Source organism: Burkholderia sp. KCJ3K979 (assembly GCF_016759955.1).
GTDB lineage: Bacteria > Pseudomonadota > Gammaproteobacteria > Burkholderiales > Burkholderiaceae > Burkholderia > Burkholderia orbicola.
Genome location: NZ_JACFYV010000026.1, coordinates 14,833 through 37,183 on the forward strand (window position 1 = coordinate 14,833; position 22,351 = coordinate 37,183).

The 22,351-nt window shown below is 65.5% G+C and carries 25 protein-coding genes; 16 read left to right on the forward strand and 9 right to left on the reverse strand.

From position 1 onward, the window contains the following. Window positions 1-39 precede the first annotated feature (39 nt). Window positions 40-561 carry a MarR family winged helix-turn-helix transcriptional regulator gene (locus H3O04_RS09070; protein ID WP_006476012.1) on the forward strand — a complete coding sequence of 174 codons (522 nt, stop codon included), beginning with the start codon at window positions 40-42 and terminating at the stop codon, window positions 559-561. 141 nt (window positions 562-702) lie between these two features. Here the strand turns inward: H3O04_RS09070 and H3O04_RS09075 are convergent, their stop codons facing one another. The 3 genes from H3O04_RS09075 to H3O04_RS09085 form a co-directional block, all read right to left on the reverse strand. Further along, complete coding sequence (locus H3O04_RS09075) at window positions 703-1,500, reverse strand: alpha/beta fold hydrolase (protein WP_043887407.1); 798 nt, start codon at window positions 1,498-1,500, stop codon at window positions 703-705. Between the two features lie 456 nt (window positions 1,501-1,956). Then, a complete protein-coding gene (locus tag H3O04_RS09080) occupies window positions 1,957-2,445 on the reverse strand; it encodes a cache domain-containing protein (RefSeq protein ID WP_043887405.1) in 489 nt (162 codons plus the stop codon). A 514-nt stretch (window positions 2,446-2,959) separates the two neighbouring features. After that, window positions 2,960-3,664 carry a glutathione S-transferase N-terminal domain-containing protein gene (locus H3O04_RS09085; RefSeq protein ID WP_202587529.1) on the reverse strand — a complete coding sequence of 235 codons (705 nt, stop codon included), beginning with the start codon at window positions 3,662-3,664 and terminating at the stop codon, window positions 2,960-2,962. A gap of 469 nt (window positions 3,665-4,133) precedes the next feature. Between H3O04_RS09085 and H3O04_RS09090 the strand changes: the two genes are divergently transcribed. From H3O04_RS09090 to H3O04_RS09115, 6 genes are all read left to right on the forward strand, one after another. Next, the gene (locus tag H3O04_RS09090) at window positions 4,134-5,300 is read left to right on the forward strand and encodes an ABC transporter substrate-binding protein (RefSeq protein WP_011545418.1); all 1,167 of its coding nucleotides are present in this window, start codon (window positions 4,134-4,136) and stop codon (window positions 5,298-5,300) included. Window positions 5,301-5,349: 49 nt separating this feature from the next. Then, window positions 5,350-6,429, forward strand: coding sequence for an ABC transporter ATP-binding protein (locus H3O04_RS09095; RefSeq protein WP_202587530.1), 1,080 nt, complete (start codon window positions 5,350-5,352; stop codon window positions 6,427-6,429). 49 nt (window positions 6,430-6,478) lie between these two features. Next, entirely contained in the window at window positions 6,479-7,360 is an 882-nt protein-coding gene (locus H3O04_RS09100) for an ABC transporter permease (protein WP_006483578.1), read from the forward strand. Then, on the forward strand, window positions 7,360-8,283 hold the full coding sequence (locus H3O04_RS09105) for an ABC transporter permease (RefSeq protein ID WP_006476007.1): 924 nt from the start codon (window positions 7,360-7,362) through the stop codon (window positions 8,281-8,283). The genes H3O04_RS09100 and H3O04_RS09105 overlap by 1 nt, the downstream gene beginning before the upstream one ends. Before the next feature lie 129 nt (window positions 8,284-8,412). Continuing rightward, window positions 8,413-8,850, forward strand: coding sequence for a hypothetical protein (locus H3O04_RS09110; protein WP_023475953.1), 438 nt, complete (start codon window positions 8,413-8,415; stop codon window positions 8,848-8,850). A gap of 215 nt (window positions 8,851-9,065) precedes the next feature. Next, a complete protein-coding gene (locus tag H3O04_RS09115) occupies window positions 9,066-9,278 on the forward strand; it encodes a hypothetical protein (protein WP_006497261.1) in 213 nt (70 codons plus the stop codon). 215 nt (window positions 9,279-9,493) lie between these two features. Here the strand turns inward: H3O04_RS09115 and H3O04_RS09120 are convergent, their stop codons facing one another. Beyond that, window positions 9,494-10,459 carry a D-2-hydroxyacid dehydrogenase gene (locus H3O04_RS09120; RefSeq protein WP_202587531.1) on the reverse strand — a complete coding sequence of 322 codons (966 nt, stop codon included), beginning with the start codon at window positions 10,457-10,459 and terminating at the stop codon, window positions 9,494-9,496. A gap of 259 nt (window positions 10,460-10,718) precedes the next feature. Between H3O04_RS09120 and H3O04_RS09125 the strand changes: the two genes are divergently transcribed. From H3O04_RS09125 to H3O04_RS09145, 5 genes are all read left to right on the forward strand, one after another. After that, window positions 10,719-11,909: a CaiB/BaiF CoA transferase family protein gene (locus tag H3O04_RS09125; RefSeq protein ID WP_202587532.1), complete on the forward strand. Its 1,191-nt coding sequence runs from the start codon at window positions 10,719-10,721 to the stop codon at window positions 11,907-11,909. 21 nt (window positions 11,910-11,930) lie between these two features. Next, window positions 11,931-12,893 carry a hydroxymethylglutaryl-CoA lyase gene (locus tag H3O04_RS09130; RefSeq protein WP_124480873.1) on the forward strand — a complete coding sequence of 321 codons (963 nt, stop codon included), beginning with the start codon at window positions 11,931-11,933 and terminating at the stop codon, window positions 12,891-12,893. Window positions 12,894-12,927: 34 nt separating this feature from the next. After that, window positions 12,928-13,311, forward strand: coding sequence for a VOC family protein (locus H3O04_RS09135; protein ID WP_202587533.1), 384 nt, complete (start codon window positions 12,928-12,930; stop codon window positions 13,309-13,311). 225 nt (window positions 13,312-13,536) lie between these two features. Further along, the gene (locus tag H3O04_RS09140) at window positions 13,537-14,364 is read left to right on the forward strand and encodes an alpha/beta hydrolase (RefSeq protein ID WP_202587534.1); all 828 of its coding nucleotides are present in this window, start codon (window positions 13,537-13,539) and stop codon (window positions 14,362-14,364) included. 96 nt (window positions 14,365-14,460) lie between these two features. Then, on the forward strand, window positions 14,461-15,354 hold the full coding sequence (locus H3O04_RS09145; protein ID WP_201316940.1) for a LysR family transcriptional regulator: 894 nt from the start codon (window positions 14,461-14,463) through the stop codon (window positions 15,352-15,354). A gap of 57 nt (window positions 15,355-15,411) precedes the next feature. On the opposite strand, the gene H3O04_RS09150 is transcribed toward H3O04_RS09145, so the two are convergent. Next, window positions 15,412-16,875 carry an MFS transporter gene (locus H3O04_RS09150; RefSeq protein WP_201316941.1) on the reverse strand — a complete coding sequence of 488 codons (1,464 nt, stop codon included), beginning with the start codon at window positions 16,873-16,875 and terminating at the stop codon, window positions 15,412-15,414. A gap of 482 nt (window positions 16,876-17,357) precedes the next feature. On the opposite strand from H3O04_RS09150, the gene H3O04_RS09155 reads away from it, so the two are divergent. From H3O04_RS09155 to H3O04_RS09160, 3 genes are all read left to right on the forward strand, one after another. Next, the gene (locus tag H3O04_RS09155; RefSeq protein ID WP_202587535.1) at window positions 17,358-17,729 is read left to right on the forward strand and encodes a GFA family protein; all 372 of its coding nucleotides are present in this window, start codon (window positions 17,358-17,360) and stop codon (window positions 17,727-17,729) included. Then, window positions 17,726-17,854 carry a hypothetical protein gene (locus H3O04_RS36535; RefSeq protein WP_256334039.1) on the forward strand — a complete coding sequence of 43 codons (129 nt, stop codon included), beginning with the start codon at window positions 17,726-17,728 and terminating at the stop codon, window positions 17,852-17,854. Before H3O04_RS09155 ends, H3O04_RS36535 begins: the two co-directional genes overlap by 4 nt. A 111-nt stretch (window positions 17,855-17,965) precedes the next feature. Then, on the forward strand, window positions 17,966-18,421 hold the full coding sequence (locus H3O04_RS09160; RefSeq protein WP_074802704.1) for a MarR family winged helix-turn-helix transcriptional regulator: 456 nt from the start codon (window positions 17,966-17,968) through the stop codon (window positions 18,419-18,421). A 52-nt stretch (window positions 18,422-18,473) separates the two neighbouring features. Here H3O04_RS09160 and H3O04_RS09165 read toward each other — a convergent pair whose 3' ends face one another. The 4 genes from H3O04_RS09165 to H3O04_RS09180 form a co-directional block, all read right to left on the reverse strand. Then, window positions 18,474-19,190: a GNAT family N-acetyltransferase gene (locus H3O04_RS09165; RefSeq protein ID WP_202587536.1), complete on the reverse strand. Its 717-nt coding sequence runs from the start codon at window positions 19,188-19,190 to the stop codon at window positions 18,474-18,476. 168 nt (window positions 19,191-19,358) lie between these two features. Next, window positions 19,359-19,688 (reverse strand): DUF4148 domain-containing protein, encoded by a 330-nt coding sequence (locus H3O04_RS09170; protein ID WP_011545431.1) that lies wholly within the window; start codon window positions 19,686-19,688, stop codon window positions 19,359-19,361. Window positions 19,689-19,751: 63 nt separating this feature from the next. Further along, window positions 19,752-20,078 carry a DUF4148 domain-containing protein gene (locus H3O04_RS09175; RefSeq protein WP_200160635.1) on the reverse strand — a complete coding sequence of 109 codons (327 nt, stop codon included), beginning with the start codon at window positions 20,076-20,078 and terminating at the stop codon, window positions 19,752-19,754. Window positions 20,079-20,143: 65 nt separating this feature from the next. Next, window positions 20,144-20,563, reverse strand: a complete 420-nt coding sequence (locus H3O04_RS09180) for an organic hydroperoxide resistance protein (protein ID WP_011545433.1) — start codon at window positions 20,561-20,563, stop codon at window positions 20,144-20,146. Window positions 20,564-21,240: 677 nt separating this feature from the next. On the opposite strand from H3O04_RS09180, the gene H3O04_RS09185 reads away from it, so the two are divergent. Continuing rightward, window positions 21,241-22,254, forward strand: a complete 1,014-nt coding sequence (locus H3O04_RS09185; protein ID WP_011545435.1) for a hypothetical protein — start codon at window positions 21,241-21,243, stop codon at window positions 22,252-22,254. The last annotated feature ends 97 nt before the right edge of the window (window positions 22,255-22,351 follow it).

The window sequence follows — 22,351 nt, forward strand, 5'->3', positions numbered from 1 at the left end:
GTCTCGACGTCAAGATAACTGGCAGGCCGAGGAGGGTTAATGGATCGAGCCGAGCATGCGCTCGCGCAATGGCGCGCCGAGCGTCCGGATCTCGACGCAACGTCGATGGTGGTGGTGGGGCGGTTGCAGGAAGCTGCGCTCGTGATCGCGCGCGACCGTCTCAATCCGCTGTTCGCGCGCTACGGCATGCAGCCGGGTGAATTCGACGTGCTCGCGACGCTGCGGCGCAGCGGCGCACCGTACGCGCTGACGCCGACCGCGCTGTACGACGCGCTGATGATGTCGTCGGGCGGGATGACCGCGCGCATCGACCGGTTGCAGAAGGCAGGGTGGGTCGAGCGCCGGCCGAACCCGGCCGACGGGCGCGGCACGCTCGTCGCGCTGACGGATGCGGGGCGGGCGCTGATCGATGAAGCGGTTGTTGCGCACATCGAGAATCAGCGTGCGCTGCTGGCTGCGTTGTCGGCGACGGAACAGGCGCAGTTGTCGGAACTGCTCGGAAAGCTGCTGGCGGGGCTGGAAGATCCAACGCCGGAAGGGGAGGAAGGGACGCGGCGTTGAAGAATGCGTGATGAAAGCGTACGCGGCGTGCAAAAAAATTCTTCGTGAATTTTTTCGTGGACGTCGCTTGCCGACCCGTTGCGGACAATCCAGGCCCGTGCCCGAATATGTCCGCTTACAGCTTTCTTTCGGCCAGTCAAGTCAAATGGCGCCGCGTTTCAAGAAGCCTTCGATAACGGTTGCGAAATATGGCGGACACTCCTGCATCGGGTAATGACCGCAGTTGGGGATAACTTGCAGTTCTGCGTTCGGATGCCATGCGAGAAAAGTGTGCGCCATTGCCTCCGAATCCAGTCCGGGATCCTTATCACCAACGATGACCAAATACGGTGTTTCAAGACCCCGAACGTCATCGACGAAGTCTGCCGTGACGAGCATTTCGAGGTATCTGGCCCGGCAGGCAGGTGAGACTGTGTCGCGGCTTTGTCGGACCTTGCGTTCAGCCCACGAATCGGAAAGTCCTCCGGTGACGAAGCGAAACAGCCGCCGAAGGGCATCGTCGTCTTGCATGGTGCTGGCAAAGAAAGCCAGTGCATCAGGACTCAACCGATTTCCAGCTGCGGAAACGGGACATACGGCGATCGCGCTTATGACGCGGGACGGCGCGTCCGCCGAAATACGTTGCGTGACCATTCCGGTCATCGAGTGGCCGACGATATGGAAGTGCGTCCAACCCAGTCGGTCAGCGAGCATGAGGCAATCGGCTGCAATCTCCTGGACCGTGAATTCACCGTCCAGGTTGATGGATTGCCCGTAGCCGCGCAAATCGACGAAAACGTAGCTAAACGAATGGCCATCGAGCCAAGGCATGACTGCATCGTAGCTGGAATGGTCGCCGAGCCAGTCGTGCATGACCAGCACGCGAATTGGACCATTGCCATACTGCACATACCCGAGACCGGCATCCGAGCCAGATCGGATTTCAAGAGAGGCTTTCATTCCAGGGTTCCATTTTGGTTGCAGGAACCAAAACGAAACGCCCTCCCGGCGGACCGGGAGGGCGTTTTGAAAGTGAGGCCATCCTATCAATCTCTGGAGCATGGGTCAATAGGCGAGCGCGCGACGGGCACGTGACCGGAGTACGGACATCAAGCGCCGCTCCGGCATGCGCGTTGGCCCCGGTCGAACGACCGCATCTGGCCGTATGCCGCCCGACGCGTTCGGCTGTAGTCGACCCGAAGCGGAAATACAAAGTCTCGAATTCGAAGGCCGAAAGCGGACGTTCAACGTTCAATGTTCAAAACAGCCCACATCGCCGAAGGAAGTGAACTCCACGTGAAAGTGTTCTAGCAGATAAGGCTGGCAAACCGCTGCTCATGAGAATTCACGGGAGGGCCACCGGCCAAAACGGATTCGTCCGCCTCTGTGGTGGGGTCGACTGGGGCTAGCCAGAACCTACTCCGAATAGAAGCCCGACGCCACCAGGCCCGGAACCCCATCGATCTTCACTGCCTTCACATACGTCCATTTATGCGACGGATGAGTTTGCCCGGGCCTCATGAACATGTAGTCAACCCAGCCCGATCCCCTCGTTTCGGCCGTCTCAATCATGGCATCGTGAAACAGCTTGCCGTTGGTATCTTTCTGGCCGCTTACGTTGGTCCCCTCGCGTGATGGGATTGCCGGATTCAACAGGACATTCGCCTTCAGATCGTAAACGAACACATAGGTATCCCCGTGGAACCACTCGCTGCCATTCACTCTGAACTCAGAGAATGCCTCCTTGCCTTTTCTGTCAATCAGCTCCGCAGCTTTGTCTACCAGCGCTTCGGTCTGTTTTGCGGTTTCGGACGTCGGGGGAGAGGACTGGGAAAAAGCAGGCGACGCGAAGCAGAACCATCCAGCCAACAGCAAAGTACAGGTAAAGAGAGTTTTCCCGTTCATAGCGCTATCTCCAACCGCTAAATGCCGTGCTGTTCCGCACGCCGATCGCTCTTTCCCCCCCTGAAATAGGTACGCTGTCTTGAATAGCCTCTGGGCCTGACGGCGTATCTACGTCCGATTTTCAGAGTTGCGGCGGCTTTGTCCAGTCCGCCGTATCGAACAACGTTCTTGAGCGGATGTGGTGGCGCTTCGTCATAGGCTCGGCCAAGGTTGCACAAGAGCCGCTGGTGAGTGTGAGGCACCCGCTCCGTATGCCAGAAGACTAGTACGTGAAGCGCGGCCTGGTCAGACTCGTTTTCCCGCAGCGCGTGGGCGACTCGACATACTGGAGTACTCATAATGTCGACTCGACTGCGGACGGTCGCGAATGGCGGAAATTGGCCGAACACCGACAGTCTTCCCGGCGTTCCCCCAAAATTCGTGATGAGCAAAAAAATGCCCACCGCGCATTGCGGTGGGCCTGACTCGAGCGTAGCGCGGGCCGCGGACGATGTGCCCGCTGCCGCCCGGTCACTCAGCCCCGCGCCGGAATATTGAGCCCCCGCGCGACAGCCGGCCGCCCAACAAACGCGTCGAGCACCCGCTTGACGTTCCCAAATTCGCCGAACCCGACCAGATCGCCCGCCTCATAGAATCCGACCAGATTGCGCACCCACGGAAAGATCGCGATATCGGCGATCGTGTAGGTATCGCCCATCACCCACTGGCGGTTCGCGAGATGCGCGTCGAGCACGCCGAGCAGGCGCTTCGATTCGGCGACATAACGGTCACGCGGACGCTTGTCCTCATAATCGCGCCCGGCGAACTTGTGGAAGAAGCCGAGCTGCCCGAACATAGGCCCGATGCCGCCCATCTGGAACATCACCCACTGGATCGTCTCGTAGCGGCCCGCGAGATCCTGCGGGATCAGTTGACCCGTCTTGTCCGCCAGATAGATCAGGATCGCGCCCGATTCGAACAGCGGCAGCGGCTGGCCGTCGGGGCCGTTCGGATCGATGATCGCGGGGATCTTGTTGTTCGGGTTCAGCGACAGGAATTCGGGCGAGAACTGGTCGTTCGTGTCGAAGCGCACGAGGTGCGGCTCGTACGGCAGGCCGGTTTCCTCGAGCATGATCGACACCTTGACGCCGTTCGGCGTCGGCAGCGAATAGAGCTGGAGACGGTCGGGGTGCTGGGCCGGCCACTTTTGCGTGATCGGGAAGGCGGACAGATCGGGCATGAAGGTTCGCTCGTCGAAGTGAATGATCCGCGCTCCGCCCGTGCCGCCGCGCTCGCGCACGGTTCGCGGCGCGGCGGCAGGGCGGAGCGCGCCGAAAGCGCCCACTGTAGCCGATCCGGGGAATCGATGCAGGGGTCGGCCGGCCGCCGGTGGTTCGGCGCGATCGCTATGTTCAGCGCGGCTCACGGTACCGCAAGACACAGCGGGCAACGTGTCTCCGTCGACCGGGGGCCGCCGACGGCCCGACCCGTTCCGCCTCTCATCGAGATACGACGTCCTAACACACCCGGCCAAACGACTCCGTCACCCTCGACAGAATCGGCCACCGCGCAATTCGTCAACAAACGGAAGCTTTTTGTCAGGGAAAGTCCCGCCCCGCATTCCGTGGTTTTTTGTTGACCGACATCGTATAACGCCGTCATGATTTCCTGACAAGAAAGGTCCCATCCACCGACCGAAGTGAGGAGACATGAACACCACCCCGATCGCTCGCCGTGTCCGCCGGATCGCACTCGCACTAGGCTTCACGCTGTCGGCCGCCGCGGCCGTTGCGGCCCCCGTATCGCTGAACATCGTCGACGTCGCCGGCAACCTGCAGCTCACGCAGAAGGCCATCGAGGCGTTCAAGGAGAAGAACCCGGGCCTCGTCGCGAACGTCACGTTCACGAACGCGCCCGCGCCGCAATTGCCGGGCAAGATCAAGGCGATGCAGGCGGCGGGGCGCTCGGACATCGACCTCGTGCTGACGGGCACCGACGCGCTGGCCGCCGGCATCGAGCAGAACCTGTGGCAGAAGCTCCTGCCCGACAACGCGGCCGCGCTCCCCGGCGTGCTCGACAAGTACGCGCCCGGCCCGCGCAAGATGCAGGATCTCGCGCAGGGCTTCGGCCTCGAAGTGACCTACATGCCGGCCGGCCCGCTGCTCGAATACAACCCGGCGAAGGTCAGCGACCCGCCGAAGACGCCCGACCAGTTGCTCGCGTGGTGCAAGGCGCACCCGAACAAGCTGATCTATGCGCGCCCCGCGAACTCGGGCCCCGGCCGCACATTCCTGATGGGGCTGCCGTACGTGCTCGGCGACAAGAATCCGCAGGACCCGATCAACGGCTGGGACAAGACCTGGGCATTCCTGAAACAGTTGAACGAATGCGTGCCGTACTACCCGGGCGGGACGTCGGCGGTGATGAAGGAGCTCGGCGAAGGCACGCGCGACATGACCGTGACCGTCACCGGCTGGGACCTGAACCCGCGCGCGCTCGGCATCGTGCCGGCCGAATTCAAGATCCAGGCGTTCGACAACATGACGTGGGTCAACGACGCGCACTACATGGTGATCCCGAAGGGCGTGCCGAAGGAAAAGCTCGACGTGCTGTTCAAGCTGATGAACTTCCTGCTCGAACCGGCGCAGCAGGCGATGACCTACGACGACGGCTACTTCTACCCGGGCCCGGCGGTGAAGGGCGTGACGCTCGAGATGGCGCCCGCGCACAGCCAGGAAGTGATCAGGAAATTCGGCCGCCCGGAATACGCGAAGCTGCTCGCCGATCGTCCGCACGTGCAGCCGCTCAACGCGCAGGCGATGGTCGCCGCGTTCCAGAAATGGGATCGCGAGATCGGTTCGCAGAAATCGAAGTGACGGCTGAACCGGCGGGCGCCGCGGCGGCCGCGTCGATGGAGTTCGAGGAATGAAGCACAGTTTCGAACGGTTGCGGCTCGACGGCGTGTGCCGCAGTTTTACCAATACGCAAGGCGCGCAGGTCGCCGCGCTGAACGGGCTCGACCTCGAGATCCGGCGCGGCGAATTCATCGCGCTGCTCGGCCCGTCCGGTTGCGGCAAATCGACCGCGCTGAACTGCATCGCGGGGCTGCAGCCGCTCACGCGCGGCGGCATCTGGCTCGACGACGTGCGCATCGACGTGCTGCCGCCCGAGCGTCGCGGCTTCGGGATGGTGTTCCAGAACTACGCGCTGTTTCCGCACATGTCGGTGCTCGAGAACGTCGGCTTCGGCCTCAAGATGCGCGGCGTGGCGAAGCAGGAAACGCGGCGGCGCGCGCAGCAGGCGCTCGAACTCGTACAGCTCGTCGGTCATGAGGACAAGCTGCCCGGGCAACTGTCGGGCGGGCAGCAGCAGCGCGTGGCGATCGCGCGCGCGATCGTGATCGAGCCGCCGCTCGTGCTGATGGACGAGCCGCTGTCGAACCTCGACACCAAGCTGCGCATCGAGATGCGCGCGGAAATCCGCCGCATCCACACGCAGCTCGAACGCGCGACGATCTACGTGACGCACGACCAGGACGAGGCGCTGTCGATGGCCGACCGCATCGTCGTGATGAAGGAGGGCGTCGTGCAGCAGGTCGCGTCGCCGAAGGATGTCTACACGCGCCCGCACAACCTGCATGTCGCGCGCTTCATGGGCTATCGCAACGTGCTGCCGTTTACGCTCGAAGGGATGGCCGGCGATTACGTGAACGTCACGTCGGGCGGCGTGCGCCTCATCGGCGTGCCGATGGCCGGCTTCGACGCGAAGGAGGTCGTGGTCGCGCTGCGCCCCGACGACATCGAACGCGCGGAAGCGGGTGCCGACAATGCGTTCGACGCGACCGTCGAGACGGTCGAGTATGGCGGCCGCGATTCGCTGATTCGCGCGATCACGCCGTTCGGTTCGATCTGGGCCCGCGTGGCCGGCGAGTTCACGCAAGGCGAGCGCTTGCGGCTGTGCGTGGCGCCCGCGCGCACGCTCGTCTATGCGGGAGAGGCGCAATGAACGGCCCGCGCAACCCGGCATGCGCGGCGGCGTCGCGCCCGGAGGCCGCATGAGCACGCTCGCGACCGGCGGCGCGCCGCGCGACGCGAAAGCCTGGCTCGTCACGCCGGCGCTCGCGTTCATCGCCGCGCTGTTCATCTATCCGTTCGCGTACGGCCTCGTGCTGTCGTTCCAGCCGACGAACGCGACGAACGGCGGCGGCGCGCTCGCGAACTACGTGCAGTTCTTCACCGACACAGCGATGTGGCCGACTGTGCTCGTCACGCTGAAGCTCGCGGTGCCGGCGACGCTGCTCAACGTCGGCATCGCGGTGCCCGTCGCGTTCGCGCTGCGCCGCAACTCGCCGTACCAGAAGTTCGTCACGACGCTGCTCGTGATTCCGGTCACGCTCGGCACGGTGCTCGTCGCCGACGGGATGCTCACGTATTTCGGGCCGAACGGCTGGTTTCCGCAGGCGCTGCAGGGGCTGCACCTGTACACCGACGAAGTGCGCCTCACGCACAACTACTGGGGCGTGCTGCTGTCGCTGATCGTGTCGGGTTTTCCGTTCGCGTTCCTGTTGATGCTGTCGTACATCAGCGGCATCGACCCGACCCTCGCGCGCGCGGCCGCCACCCTCGGCGCGAACCCGTGGCAGCAGTTTCGCCAGATCTACCTGCCGCTGCTCGTGCCGGGGCTCACGATGGCCGCTTGCCTGTCGTTCGTGCAGGCGTTCTCGGTGTTTCCGTCGGCCGTGCTGCTCGGCGCGCCGGCCGGCCCGACCCGCGTGATCTCGATCGCGGCGGCCGAGGCCGCGTTCGAAAGCTACGACTATTCGCTCGCGTCGGCGATCGCGATCGTGATGGGCTTCGTGCAGTTGCTGGTGGTTGCGTCGATGCTCGGCGCGCGCCGCTTCTTCTATACGGGCGCGGTGACGGGAGGCAAGGGCTGATGGCAACCGACGATCATGCCGCCCGCACGTGGCCGCCGAAGCACGACGCACCCGATGCGCGGCCCGTCGATGCAAGGAAACCGCACCGGATGAAAAGCAATCTCGCTGGCCGCGCATGGAAGGCGCTCGTCTGGGGGCTGATGGCGTTCTTCCTGTTGAACGTGATGCTGCTGATCGCGACCGTCGCGGTGAACTCGGTCGCGACGCGCTGGTTCGGCACGCCGTTGCCGCAGGGCTTCACGTTGCACTGGTATGCGAAGGCGTGGGACGACTTCCAGCTCGCGAGCGTGCTGTGGGTGACCGTCGAGGTCGTCGGCGCGGTCGTGCTGCTGTCGATCGCGCTCGGCGTGCCGGCCGCGTATGCGCTCGCGCGCGTGCAGTTCCGCGGCAAGCGCTTCGCGCTGCTGGTGTTCCTGCTGCCGCTGATGGTGCCGCCCGTCACGTACGGGATTCCGATGGCGACGGTGATGTACAAGATCGGGCTCGCGGGCACGCTGCCGGGCGTGATCCTCGCGAACCTGGTGCCGGCGCTGCCGTTCGTGATCCTCGTGATGACGCCGTTCATCGAACAGATCGATCCGAACCTCGAAGCGGCCGCGCGCATCTTCGGCGCGAACACGTGGCGCTATTTCCGCTACGTGCTGCTGCCGTTGCTGGTGCCCGGCATGCTCGCGGCCGGGCTGCTCGTGCTGGTGCGCACGATCGGGATGTTCGAGCTGACGTTCTTCACCGCGGGCCCGAGCACGCAGACGCTCGTCGTCGCGCTGTATTACGCGGTGTTCTCGACCGGTGTGCGCGCGCCGCAGTCGATCGACGCGATGGCGATGATCTATATGGCCATCACGCTCGTATGGGTCGTGATCGCGCTGCAGTTCGTCAGTCCGACGCAGCTCGTGAGCCGCGTGAAGCAGGAGCGGCAATAGGCGAGGGCATCGCACGATCGCACCGGGTCGCCAGGCTGTAGGTAGCCGTGCAATTGGTTACAAATGGATACCGCGCACGACACGCGGACGTTGCAGACTACGCGGCGTTCACCCGATCAACGGATATCCATGAAGTTTCACACGCTGCTGACACTCGCCGGCGCTTCGACGCTGCTGGCCGCCTGCAATCTGCTTCACGACGGCCCCGGATCGAGCGACGTCGACGCCGCCGTGCGCCGCGCGCTCGAAGCGGAAAACCACGGCGGGCTGAACGCGCTGTTCGGCCAGCCGTTGCCCGTGTCGGCCGACGTCGTGTCGGCGAAACCCGACGGCGACTGCAAGAAGCTCGGCGATCGCACGTATTCGTGCGACGTCGTGGTCACGTGGCGCAATGCCGATTACTCGCCGTCGCGCGCGAACCTGACCTTCGTGAAGGCGGCCGACGGCGCGTGGCAGACGTCGGGCGTCGACGCGGCGCTCGTGACGGGCACCGCGAAGTCGCTGATCGACCATATCGGCAAGGCCTGGCCGGGCAATGCGGCGAGTGGCGCGTCGGCGCCGGAGTGACGCAGTGGGCCAGTGACGCGCCGGCCACCGGCAAGCCCTCGTTCCGTCCTCGTGCAGACGGCCCCGTTCGTACGGGCCGCGCGGCCCGCTTTTTCGATAAAAGGGCGCAAGCACTTGTCTTATCTCGTTTGACCCCATCCTCGGTATGCGGGCAGAGTTATAGGGAAAACCCTTATCTCAAGGTATAATTACGGCGAGAGAGAAAGGTCCCAACCATGCCTGAACGTTTCCAAACCCTTGAAAAATTTGTGTTTTCCCTCGTCGTGATGTCCGCCGTCGTGTGCTCGGCCTTCCTTGCGTACGAACGTCACCCCGAGATCAAGATCGCGCTGCACGAAGGCGAAGCGCTGATGCGCGAGAGCGCCAAGTACTCGGTCATCTGCTCGCCGTCCAAGGTCGATCCTTGCGTCGAGATGTCCGCCTACTGAGCGGCCTGACTGAGCGGCTTTTCCGCCTTTCGGACTTGCCCTACATCACTGCCGGCCTGAATGCCTTAAAGTCGCGTTCATCAGGTATTCAGAAACCGGCCGCAAGATAGGGCGGACGCACGAACCCGTTACGTGCCGAGTCGCTGGCGTAAGCAGCCCCGCATTCAGCCGGCCCCGCTTCGGGCAATCGAGCGGGGCCGTTCTGTTGGTGCGTGTCACACGACGTGCCGCGGTTCACCACCGACGAACGCGGCGATGTTGTCCACGAGCTGATCGGCGAGCGCCTGCATCGCCTCGTCGCTCGCCCACGCGACGTGCGGCGTCAGGATGAACGCCGGATGCGACAGGATCGCGTGAAACGGATGCGCGGCCGGCAACGGCTCCTGCGTGACCACGTCGAACCCCGCGCCCGCGATCTGCCCCGACTGCAACGCATCGACGAGTGCGCTTTCGTCCACGAGCCCGCCGCGCGCGGTATTGATCAGCAGCGGCCGGCGCGCCATCCGCGCAAACGCGTGTGCGTCGATCAGGTGCCGCGTGGCCGGCGTGAGCGGGCAGTGCAGCGTGATCACGTCGCTGTCGCGCAGCAGCGTGTCGAGCGGCGCATGACCGTCGCCCGATGTGTCGCCGTGCGCCGCGAACAGCACCCGCATGTCGAGCGCACGCGCGATGGCGGCCACCGCGCGCCCGAGCACGCCGTCGCCGACGATCCCGAGCGTCGAACCGGCCAGGTCGCGAATCGGGTGGTCGAAGAAGCAGAACTGCCCGCTGTCGAGCCAGCGCCCCGCGCGCACCGCGTCGCGATAAGCGACGACGCTGCGCCGCAGCGCGAAGATCAGCGCGAACGTATGCTCGGGCACCGTGCGCACCGCATAGCCGCGAATATTGCTCACGACGATCCCGCGTGCCGCACAGGTATCGAGATCGACGATGTCCGTGCCGGTCGCCGCGATCGCGATCATCCGCAACGGCCGCGCGGCGGCGAGGGCCGCCGCGTCGAGCCGCACCTTGTTGGTCACGACGATGTCCGCGTCGCGGATGCGCGCCGCGACCTCGTGCGCGGCTGTCCGGTCGAATATCTGCAATACGTGCGGGAACGGAAACGGCTTCAGCCCGGTCTGCGGCGACAGCGTCGCGCGGTCGAGGAACACGATCTTCGCGGGAGCGGAAACGGAAAACATGGCGGGTCTCGCTGGCAGGCGCCCGGTGGCGCGGAACGGCTTCGATTCTGCCGGCGGCGCGTGCGCCATCGTTTGATCGTTGCGCGAGCGGGCTTTCCTGCAAGGAAAGGCAGAGGCTCGCTACGTGATCGACACCATGCTCGCACCGACGACCGCCTTTCCGTTTCGGAAAGGCGGGTTGACCATCGATCGATTTTCGCCGGGCGCGAACGCCGTCATGATCGCCGTCATCGACAACACGCTTTCATCGGAGACAGTCATGACACGCCCCCTGGACGGCATCCGCGTGCTGGAGCTTGGCCAACTGATCGCCGGGCCGTTCGCGGGCCGGATGCTCGCCGAATTCGGCGCGGAGGTCATCAAGGTCGAGCCGCCGGGCATCGGCGATCCGCTGCGCAAATGGCGGCTGCTGCACGACGGCACGTCGGTCTGGTGGGCCGCGCAGTCGCGCAACAAGACCTCGCTCACGCTCGACCTGCGCACGCCCGAAGGGCAGGACGTCGTGCGCCGCCTCGTCGCCGACACCGACGTGCTGATCGAAAACTTCCGGCCCGGCACGCTGGAAGGCTGGGGGCTCGGCTGGGACGCACTGTCCGCGATCAATCCGGGGCTCGTGATGCTGCGCGTGTCGGGCTTCGGGCAGACGGGCCCGTATCGCGACCGGCCCGGCTTCGGCGTGATCGCCGAGGCGATGGGCGGCCTGCGCCACCTGACCGGCGAACCGGGCCGCACGCCGGTGCGCGTCGGCATCTCGCTCGGCGATTCGCTGTCGGCACTGCATGGCGTGATCGGCGTGCTGCTGGCGTTGCGGCATCGCGAGCAGCAGGGCGGCAAGGGGCAGGTCGTCGACGTCGCGCTGTACGAATCGGTGTTCAACATGATGGAAAGCCTGCTGCCCGAATATGCGGCGTTCGGCGCGGTGCGCGAGCCGGCCGGCAGCAGCCTGCCGGGCATCGCGCCGACCAACGCGTACCGTTGCCGCGACGGCAAGTACGCGCTGATCGCCGGCAACGGCGACAGCATCTTCCGGCGCCTGATGGAACTGATCGGTCGCCCCGATCTGGGCAACGATCCGGCGCTCGCCCACAACGACGGGCGCGTCGCGCAGGTCGCGCGCATCGATGCGGCGATCGGCGAATGGAGTGCCCGCCACGACCTCGACGACGTGCTCGCCGCGCTGAACGATGCGCGCATTCCGTCCGGACGCATCTACGACGTGGCCGACATCGCGGCCGACCCGCACTACCGTGCGCGCGACATGATCGTCGACGCCGCGCTGCCCGACGGCACGCCCGTGCTGGTGCCGGGCATCGTGCCGAAACTCGACGCGACGCCCGGGCGCATCGAGCGGCCGGCGCCCGCGCTCGGCGCCGATACCGATGCGGTACTCGAATCGCTCGGCATCGATGCGGCGACGCGCGACGACTGGCGTACGCGCGGCGTGATCTGACACAACCATCGGGACGAACCCATGAACCGGCATCCGCAACGACTCCATATCCACGAAGTCGCAACCCGCGACGGTTTCCAGAACGAGGCCGCCTTCGTCGACACCGACGACAAGATCGCGCTCGTCGACGCGCTGAGCGCCTGCGGCTACGCGAAGATCGAGGTCACGTCGTTCACGTCGCCGAAGGCAATTCCCGCGCTGCGCGACGCGGAAGCCGTGATGCACGGCATCGTGCGCGCGCCGGGCGTCGTCTATACGGTGCTCGTGCCGAACGTGCGCGGCGCCGAGCGCGCGCTGTCATGCGGCGTCGACGAGGTGAACCTCGTGATGTCGATGAGCGAGAGCCACAACCGCGCGAACCTGCGGATGACGCGCGAGCAGTCGTTCGCGCAGTTGCGCGACGTGATCGACACGGTGCGCGGCACGGGTGTCGCGATCAACGTGTCGCTGTCGACCGCGATGGGCTGCCCGATGGAAGGCGACGTGTCGGCAGAAACGGTGCTCGCGTGGATGCAGCGCTTCGCGGATCTCGGCGTGCACGGCTTCACGCTGTGCGACACGACCGGCATGGCGTTTCCGTCGCAAGTGCGCGATCTGTCGCGCCGCGCACGCGAGCGCTTCGGCGCGTTGCAGCTCACGCTGCACTTCCACAACACGCGCGGGATGGCGCTTGCCAACACGCTCGCGGCGCTCGACGCCGGCATCGACCGCTTCGACGCGTCGCTCGGCGGGCTCGGCGGCTGCCCGTATGCGCCGGGTGCGACCGGCAACGCGTGCACCGAGGAACTGGTGCACATGCTCGAGCTCGACGGCTACGATACGGGCATCGATCTGGCGGCCGTGCTCGCCGCATCGGCGCGGCTGCCCGCGCTGATCGGGCACGACGTGCCGAGCCAGATCCTGAAGGCCGGCCGCCGCTCCGACCTTCATCCGCCGCCGCGCGCCGACGCCGGCGACATGCCAGCGCAACGCGCTTTCTCGTGAATCGTGACCCCCAACAGAAACAGGAGCGAATTCCATGACGCTGATCGACCATCTCGATCATCTCGTGCTGACCTGCGTCGATCCGGAACGGACGAAGCATTTCTACACCGAGGTGCTGCAGATGCAGCTCGAAACCTTCGGCGCGGGCCGGCTCGCGTTCCGTTTCGGCAACCAGAAGATCAACCTCCACGTGCGCGGCGCGGAATTCGAGCCGAAAGCGCATGTGCCGGTGCCGGGCGCGCTCGACCTGTGCTTCATCGCGTCGGTTCCGCTCGACGACGTGATCGCGCACCTGCGACGCGTCGACTGGCCGATCGTGGAAGGGCCCGTCAAACGCACGGGCGCGACGCAGAAAATCCGCTCGATCTACGTGCGCGATCCCGACCTGAACCTGATCGAAATCTCCGAACTGATCTGACGTGCGGGTGCAGTCGCCCGCGCGGGCACCCGCACGCTGCGCGCCCGGCGCCACAGTCCTTCGCCGAAAGCGGACAGGCACGCGCCGCGCCCGCCGATTCCGGATAGCCGTGCGCGACCGCACTGCGGATAATGGCGCAACGGCGTCGGCCCGGCCGCCGCCTTCGCCGCGCGCACGGCGCCAACCTGCCGCGCGCATCCGCAACCTGATCCGGGCGATTCCCCAATGACGATCCTCTATCGCGGCATGGACCGCGCGGCGCTCGACGCCGCGTACCTGAACACGAAGGCTGTTCCCGATTTCCCCGCGTTGCTCGCGTCATGCCAGGCGCGCAGCGCGGCGCTGTATGCCGCGACGCCCGGCCGCCGCGACCTGCGCTACGGCGCGCAACCCGCGCAGCGATTCGACTGGCTGCCGTGCGGGCAGCGCGATGCGCCGCTGTTCGTGTTCATCCACGGCGGCTACTGGCAGCACTGCACGAAAGAGGATTTCGCGTATGCGGCGAGCGGGCCGCTCGCGCGCGGCTACGACGTCGTGCTCGCCGAATACACGCTCGCGCCGGTCGCGACGATGACCGATATCGTCGGCGAGATCGGCGCGCTGCTCGACCATCTCGCGGCCGACCGCGACGGCCTTGGTATCGCGGGGCGGCCGATTCACCTGAGCGGCCATTCGGCGGGCGGCCACCTGACGGCGCTGCATCGCGCGCATCCGGCCGTCGCATCGGCGCTTGCGATCAGCCCGCTCGTCGATCTCGAACCGATCGCGCTGTGCTGCCTGAACGACAAACTGCAGCTCACCGCACACGAGGTCGACGCATACAGTCCGCTGCATCACATCGAGCCCGGCGCCCCGACCGTCGTGGCGGTCGGCGATGCGGAACTGCCCGAACTCATCCGGCAGGCAGACGAATACGCAACCGCGTGCGAAGCCGCCGGCGAGCGAATCGCCCGCACGTGGCTGCCCGGCATGCAGCACTTCGCGGTGCTCGACGATCTCGCGACGCCCGACGGCGCGATGCTCGCCGCATTGCATGCGATCGCGCCGCGCTAGCCATCCCATATCGCACACGCACGGCCGGGCGTATGATCGGCGTCAGACCGGCACGATGACGACGTACGCTCACACGGCCCTCCAGGACCCCACGACATGGTGAACCCGCTTCATTTCGATCTGCAGTCGCTGCGCGTGTTCGCGCTCGTCGCCGAGCACGGCAGCCTGACGAAGGCGGCCGAACACGGCCAGCTCACGCTGTCCGCGGTCAGCAAGCGCATCGCCGAACTCGAAAGCGTGACCGGCAGCGCACTGTTCGTCCGGCATGCGCGCGGCGTCGAGCTGACGCCCGCGGGCCGCGCACTGCTCGATCATGCGGCGAAGGTGATCGAGCAGGTCAACCGGATGGCGCACGAGATGAGCGACTACGTCGCCGGCGTGCGCGGCCATATCCACGTCTGGACCAACACGTCCGCGATCGTCCAGTTCCTGCCCGCCGATCTCGCCGCGTTCCTCACCGACAACCCCGGCATCAAGGTCAGCCTCGAGGAGCGGCTGAGTCACGAGATCGTCGACGCGCTCGCGTCGGGCAAGGCCGATCTCGGCGTATTCGCCGACAACGTGCCGGCGCCCGGCATCGAACGACGGCTGTACCGGCGCGACGAGCTCGTGCTGCTCGTGCCGCGCACGCACCGGTTCGCCGCGCGCGAGCGCATCCGCTTCGCGGATACGCTCGACGAGGACTACGTGGGCTTGAGCGACGGCAGCTCGCTGCTCGCGCGGATGACCGACGCCGCGTTCGCGGCCGAGCGCTCGCTGAAGCTGCGAATCCAGGTATCGAATTTCGATGGCGTGAGCCGGATGATCGAGGCGGGGCTCGGCGTCGGCGTGCTGCCGCGCGATGCGGTGACCGGCGAGCGTGCGGCGCGGCTCGGTGTCGTGAAACTCGACGACGCGTGGGCGACGCGCACGCTGTGGGTCGGCGTGAAGGCGGGTAGCGTGCTGACGACCGACGTCGCGAAGCTGTTCGATTTCATGTCGGCGCGGTGAATGCGAGGCAACGCGACGCACGGGTGCGGCTCCGTGCGCCCCGTGCCGATCGCCGCGTCAAACCGGATTGATCTCGTCCTGGCTGCGCCGCGTGGTCAGCGGCCCGAGCACGCGCAGCGTGACGGCGACGATGCCGAGTGCGACCGAGATCACGCCGAACATCGCGCCCGCGCCGTAGTGGCCGAGCACCGGCAGCAACACGAACGGCAGCGCGCCGCTCACGATCCGCGACAGCGCATAGGTACTGCCGATCGCCGTCGAGCGCACGCGCGCCGGGAAAATCTCGGCCTGATACACGTGATACGCGTTGCTGAACACGTTCGACGCACAGGTCGTCAGGAACCCGAAGCCGACGATCAGCATCGTATTGCCCGAATACGCGAAGCACAGCCCGAACACCGCGATCGACAGGATCGACACGATCACGAGCGTGCGGCGCTCGATCCAGTTGAGCAGCGGAATCGACAGCAGCGAGCCGATCGGATAGCCGATGAACGACAGCGCAATGAACAGCGTACTGTCCGTCACGTCGAAGCCGCGGCTTTTCACGACCGTGCCGGCCAGCGTGCCGAACCCGTAGTAGCCGAAGCCCTGCAACAGGTGAAAGATCGCCAGCATCACGTAGCGCGCGCCGTACGGTTGGCGGCGCAGCAGCGCGATGCGCTCGCCGAGCCCCAGCGGCCGCTGCGGCTCGACCGGTTCCGCGAAGTGTTCGGGCACACGCACGCCGGCGCTTTCCGCGAATCGCCGCAGCGCCGCGTGCGCATCGGCCGTGCGGCCTTGCGCGAGCAGCCAGCGCGGGCTTTCCGGCAGCCGGTGCTGGACGAGCAGCACGTACACGGCGCCGAGACTGCCGATCGCGAGGATGATGCGCCAGCCGGCGACGCCCGCCACCTGCAACGGATTCAGCCACAGCGCGAGAAAGCCGACGAGCGGCACCGCGACATACGAAGTCGTGTAGGCCCACGCGGCGAGCCGCCCGCGCTTGTCCTTCGGCAGGATTTCGGACAGGAAGCTGTCGGCGACCGGATAGATCGCGCCGACGCCGATGCCCGTCAGGAACCGGCATGCCACGAGCATGTCGGCGTTCACGGAAAACGCACCGACCAGCGAGAACGCGCTGTACCACCCGAGCGTGAGCAGGAACGCCTTGCGCCGGCCGATGCGGTCGGCCAGGCTGCCGAGGCACATCGCGCCGACGAACATGCCGATGAACGCCGACGCCAGCAATAGCTTGAAATCGGCGCTTTGCCGGCTCAGCCCGTATTCGTGCTGCAACGCGGAGCCGATCGTACTGACGAGAAAAATCTCGTACATGTCGAAGAACAGCCCGACGCCGATCACCCAGACGACGAATCGATGCAATGCGCCGACCGGCAGATCGTCCATGAAATCGCCGAGCGTGACGCGGCGGCCGGGAAGGGCTGCCGCATCGGCGCCGGTGCCTGCTGAAGCGGCCGGCGGCCGGGCGGATTCAGGGCCGCCGGCATGGCCGCCTAGGTCGAGGGATTGGCTGTTCATCGTGTCTCCTGATTATCGATATGCCGTGGCGCTGGGCCTGGCGTTCGCGACCGGTGTAACGCGCCGGCCACGCGACGCGACGGCAGGCATCGCCGGGCGCGTGCAAGCGCCGCCCGTGCGGGCTGCGCCGATCGTCCGATACATGGTGGGCAAATCGGCGGCACGTGATAATTGCGGATGTTTCAAGCGTCCTTTCCTGGGCAGAAAGGGTAGAGGCCGCGCGGCAGCGCGTAGTCGCCCGACAGGCCGGTGCAGCCTGCGTGGCGGAGGGGCGTATCGAAAACGATGCGCATCCGCGCCATCCCGCGGGGCGGGAAAACCATGACCCCTGCTGTGTGGGCGCCGACGCAACCGTCGCCTGCAGATCGCGCGCGCCGCGGATGTGCAATGTCCTGTATCTGCGCCGAGCGCGGATACAGTGCGATACAACGCCCGCGCGCGGGTTCGCTATAAAGCAGGCGTGACCTCTTTCGGAGCCCGTCATGTCTGCCACCTGGTTCAAAGGGTCCTGCCATTGCGGGGCCGTCAAATTCGAAGTCATCGCGGCCATTGCACCGGCCGTCCGCTGCAACTGCAGCCTGTGCCGCCGGCGCGGCGCGCTGATGAGCCCGATGTTCGCCGCCGCCAACCTGACGATCGTCGAAGGCGAGGACGCGCTGACGTGCTATCGCTTCAACACGCACACCGCACGCCACTATTTCTGCAGCCGGTGCGGCGTCTATCCGTTCCACCAGACCCGCAAGGACCCGGCATGCTGGCGCGTCAATCTCGGTTGCCTCGACGGCGTCGATCCGACCGCGCTCGACGCGACGGTCCTCGATGGCGCGAGCCTTTCGATCGTGGAGGACGCATGAAGCGCTGGCTGATGATCCTGCTGTTTGCCGCGGGCGGGCTCGCGACCGAAATCGCGCATCCGGTGCAGTGCTCGCTGCTGTCGATCAGCCGTCAGCCAACCGGCAAACGCCACAAGCCGGGCTGAACGAGCGCGGCGCGCGTCAGCCGATCGACACCGATTATCATGCTTCCGATAAGATCGCATGCGATATATAATGCGGTTGTCTGCGACCGTTCGCGTCGCTGGAGGAAGTCCATGAAACCGACTGAAACCCCGCCGTCCGCCGCGCCGAAGCTGTCCGAGTTCCTGTGCTTTGCGATCTACTCGGCGAACCTCGCGTTCGGCAAGGCATACAAGCCGATCCTCGACGAGCTCGGCCTCACGTATACGCAGTACATCACGATCATTGCGCTGTGGGAGCAGGACAACCAGACCGTTGGCCAGCTCGGCGAGAAGCTGTTTCTCGAATCCAATACGCTGACGCCGATCCTGAAGAAGCTCGAGGCAATGGGCTACCTGGAGCGGCACCGCGATCCGTCCGACGAACGCCAGGTGCTCGTCAGCCTGACGAAAAGCGGTCGACGCGTGCGCGAGAAGGGGCTCGATATGAACCTGGTCGAAGCCACCGGGCTGAAACCGGACGAGTTCGCCAAGGTACAGAAGGCGATCGTCACGCTGCGCGGCAACCTGATCCGGTCGACCGAAGCCTGAAAGCTCTCAGGCACGACAAGCGGCCGACGCGGAAATCGCGCCGGCCGCGTTGTCATGCGTGCGCATCGCCCAGCACCAGCAGGTGCATCTCGCGACGGACCACGAAACCGAGTGCGAGATAACGTTCGATCGCCACCCGGTTCGTCGTCAGGACGTGCAGGAACGGCGTTTCCGCACGCGCGCCGATCGTCGCGATCAGCGACCGGATCAGCCGCGCGGCAAGCCCTTGCCGGCGAAACGCGGCGTCCACGCAGACGGCGCTGACCTCGGTATAGCCGTCGACCTGCATCCGCTGGCCGGCCATCGCGGCCAGCCGGCCTTCACTGCGCACGCCGATGTAGTGGCCAAGCTCGAACGTGCGCGGGCCGAACGGGCCCGGCTGCGCGGCGGCGGTCAGCGCGAGCATGTCAGGCACGTCGGCTTCGCCGAGCGGAACAGGCTCCGTTTCGTGCGTCGGATCGAACGCACCTTGCCAGGTCATTTGAAGCAACGTCGCTCGCCGGATCACCGACAAAGCTGCCGGCGGCTCGATCTCGTCCGGCGTGACGAGCGCCGCCGGGCCGTGTGCGGCGATCAGCCCGCACAGCGCGTCGAACGACGCCGGGCTCGTGTCGTCGATCGCGGCAAATGGCGCGATGGCCGTCGGGAACCGCAGCGCACGACCGTCGCCGAGCGCAAAGCGACACTGCCTGCCCGTGAGCGCATTCCAGACGACCCGGTCGAGCACGTGCGCATCGGTTGTCGCGTTTCCGGTCATGGCGTCCGGCATCGGCGGCTCCTTGGTGGAAGGTGGGTGCCGCACAGAATAATCCCGGATGGGGGCGGGCGGATAGCACCGCGAACGCAGACCCGGGCAACACCAATAGAAAAGCGCACGCGATTACATCGCATGCGCTTTATATGGCGGACCTCAGCGGCCGAATTCGCCGTGCCGCGCTCAATGCCCGAAATAAATCGAGCGCTCGGCGGTGCGCAGCGTGTTTCGGCTGCCGGACTGCGCGGCACCGCCGGCATCGCTGCCGTAATCGGCTGCCTGCGTATCGGCCGCGACGGCGCCGTCGTCGCGAATCCGTTTCAGCGCCGCCTGGATATTGGCCGGATAGTTCGGATCGTTGGGGCGGTTCGGCTGGTAGCCGGCTTGCTGCAACGCGGCCAGTTCCGCACGCACCTGCGCACGTGTGACGGTGCTTTCGCCGGCAAAAACCGGTGCGGCGACGGAGGCCGACACGGCAATGAGAAGGGCGGCAATCAGTTGGGTCTTCATCATTCACCTCGACAAAATAGGATCAGGAATAAACGGGGATCAGGGTTCACGTACCGGGCGTGGTGCTCAGTGACCGAAGTACACCGAGCGCTCGACCACGCTTGCGACATACCGGCGGCCGGATTGCGTCGCGGTGTCGGCGTTGCCGCCGTAGCCGGAAGCCGGTGCGTTGGCCGCGACGGCGTCGTCGGCGTGGATCTGCGTCAACGCGGCCTGCAGATCGTTGGGGTAGGTCGCGTCCGTCGCGCGATTCAGCGGATAGCCGACGTGTTGAAGCTGCGTGAGTTCGGCGCGCACCTGCGCACGCGTCACGGCGGCTTCATTGGCAAACGCGGGAGCGGCAACGGCAGCCGAAACAGCGACGAACAGGGCAGCGATCAATTGGGTTTTCATGTTTCACCTCGATGGAAAAGGAATCGGGAATTCGGGAGGGGGCACTCGGCCGCCCGGTGCAACGTTCAGGCGATCCGGATCTCGACGTCGATGTTGCCGCGCGTCGCCTTCGAATACGGGCAAGTCTGGTGCGCGGCGTCGACGATGCGTTGCGCGACGTCGCGCTCGAGCCCCGGCACGCTCACGTTCAGCCGGGCCTGCAGGAAGTACGCGTTGCCCGCCGTGCCGAGGTCCACTTCGGCGTCGACCGCGAGATCGGCCGGCAGCGTCACCTTCGCGGCACGCGCCGCAAGTTGCATCGCGCCGATGAAGCAGGCCGACCAGCCAGCCGCGAACAGCTGTTCCGGGTTGGTGCCGGTGCCCGCGCTGCCCGGCGACGACAACTGGATGTCGAGGCGGCCATCGGAACTGCGCGCGGCGCCGTCGCGGCCGCCGGAAGTCGTATGCGTCTTGCCCGTGTACAGCACTTTGTCGATCTTGCTCATCATTTACTCCGTCGGTTGAGGTTTGTTTCAGATGCGATTCGATCGCATGCGATGCAGTTTCCGCCTCACGACCACCTGAGTCAAGCGTATTCGATTAAATCGCATACGATATTTTGTATTTCAATGTATCTGGATCGTGTCGTGCCTTGCAGGGCAGGGCTTTCAGACGATCCCGACCTGATTAATCCCGTTGTCGCTGGCCCGACGATGCCGTCTCGCCGATGGGGGTTCAGATGCTTGGCGCGGTGCTCGCCGCGCTGGAGCCGGATACGCCGTCGTTGCGTCCGCTGTTCGGCCAAGCGGAGCCCGACGTTGCGTCCAGGCGCCTCGACGCGCCGCGCCGCGCCGCGCGAAGATCGAAGCATGGCGCGATCTCACCGAGGGAGCCGATTTTCTGGTGATTTGATGGCCTGAACCTTCTGCCTCGGAACATGCAGTTCGATCAAACGATACCGCTATTCGGATAACTTTTCTTATCATAATAGGTTCATTGGAAATCCAAACTGGCGTCCATTGAAACGCGCCCGACCCGACGCACTCTTATGCCCTGATACCGAACATGCTCGCCATCAGGGCAGGGGAATTGCCGTAAACGCGTGTTCGACGCCTGCTGTCCGCCGCCTATAATCGTTAGCAACTTTTCCCGGAAAACGCGCTTACCAAGGTGAGGGGGCCAAATGGGAGAGTGCCGTTACATCTGTTCGCGCTTCGTCCTCACAAGCTCGATCGCCGGCCTGACAATGCTGACGTGCCCGGTACACGCGCACGCCGAGGATGGACCGTCGAGTAGTTCGCCGAGCGGGCTGAAATCGGAGAGAACGCTCAACGCCTATGCGGTGTATGGCGACGGACGAGCGACCGAGGGTGGCGATATGCATTGGCGTGCGTACGAAGTCGGCTTCGGTGACGTCTTGAACGATTACCTGTCGGTCTACCTCGCGTACATGAACGAAGGGCATCCGTTGAATCACCATCGTGACGGTTTTGCCGCCCTGGGTTCGTTTCGTTGGCCGGTCGGCAGTCGCCTGGCGCTCGAATTTTCGGCGGGCCCGTACTTCAGCATGGACACGACCCATGTCGACGGCCAGCCACGCAATGACAAGCGCTGGGGCGTGCGCGCGTCGGCAGCGGTGCGGTATTACGTCGTTCCCAAGCGCTTCTTTCTCAAGGTGCAGTACAACCACGTCCAGATGATCGGCGGATTCAATTCCGACGCGGTGCTCTTCGGCGTCGGCTCGGATTTCGGCGGCGATCCTGGCCCTGCGTTTTCGGACGGCAAGACGCAGATCGGCGTTTGGGCCGGGACGTCGCAGACGAACCGTCCTCAAGTGCCGATCGAAAGGGGATACATGGTCGAAGTCAAGCGGCCGCTCGGCAATGCGTGGGCCTATTCGGCGAGCTTCGTCTACGAAGGCAACAATGGCGTGGCCGGCCGACGCGGCGTGGCCGCGCAATTCTGGTACGTCGCGCCGATCAAGAGCAAATGGACGCTGTCGGCGGGCGTCGGTCCGTATCTCTCGCGGGATCGGAACGACGGCTCGGGCAGGACGCGACTCAATGCGTTGCTCAGCGCGCAAGTGGCCTATCAGGTGACGAACGATTGGGCGGCGAGCCTGCGCTTCAATCGTGTCGCAACCGGCAACGACAAGGACCAGGACATGTTCATGGTTGGCGTGGCGCGAAACTTCTAGGCGCTCGATCTTCTACGTCCGCGCATTCTGTTGAACAAAACTGGCTGGACCGCGCCCGTAACCGGGCGACCAACCGGCGCATCTGTCGTGTCGTCAA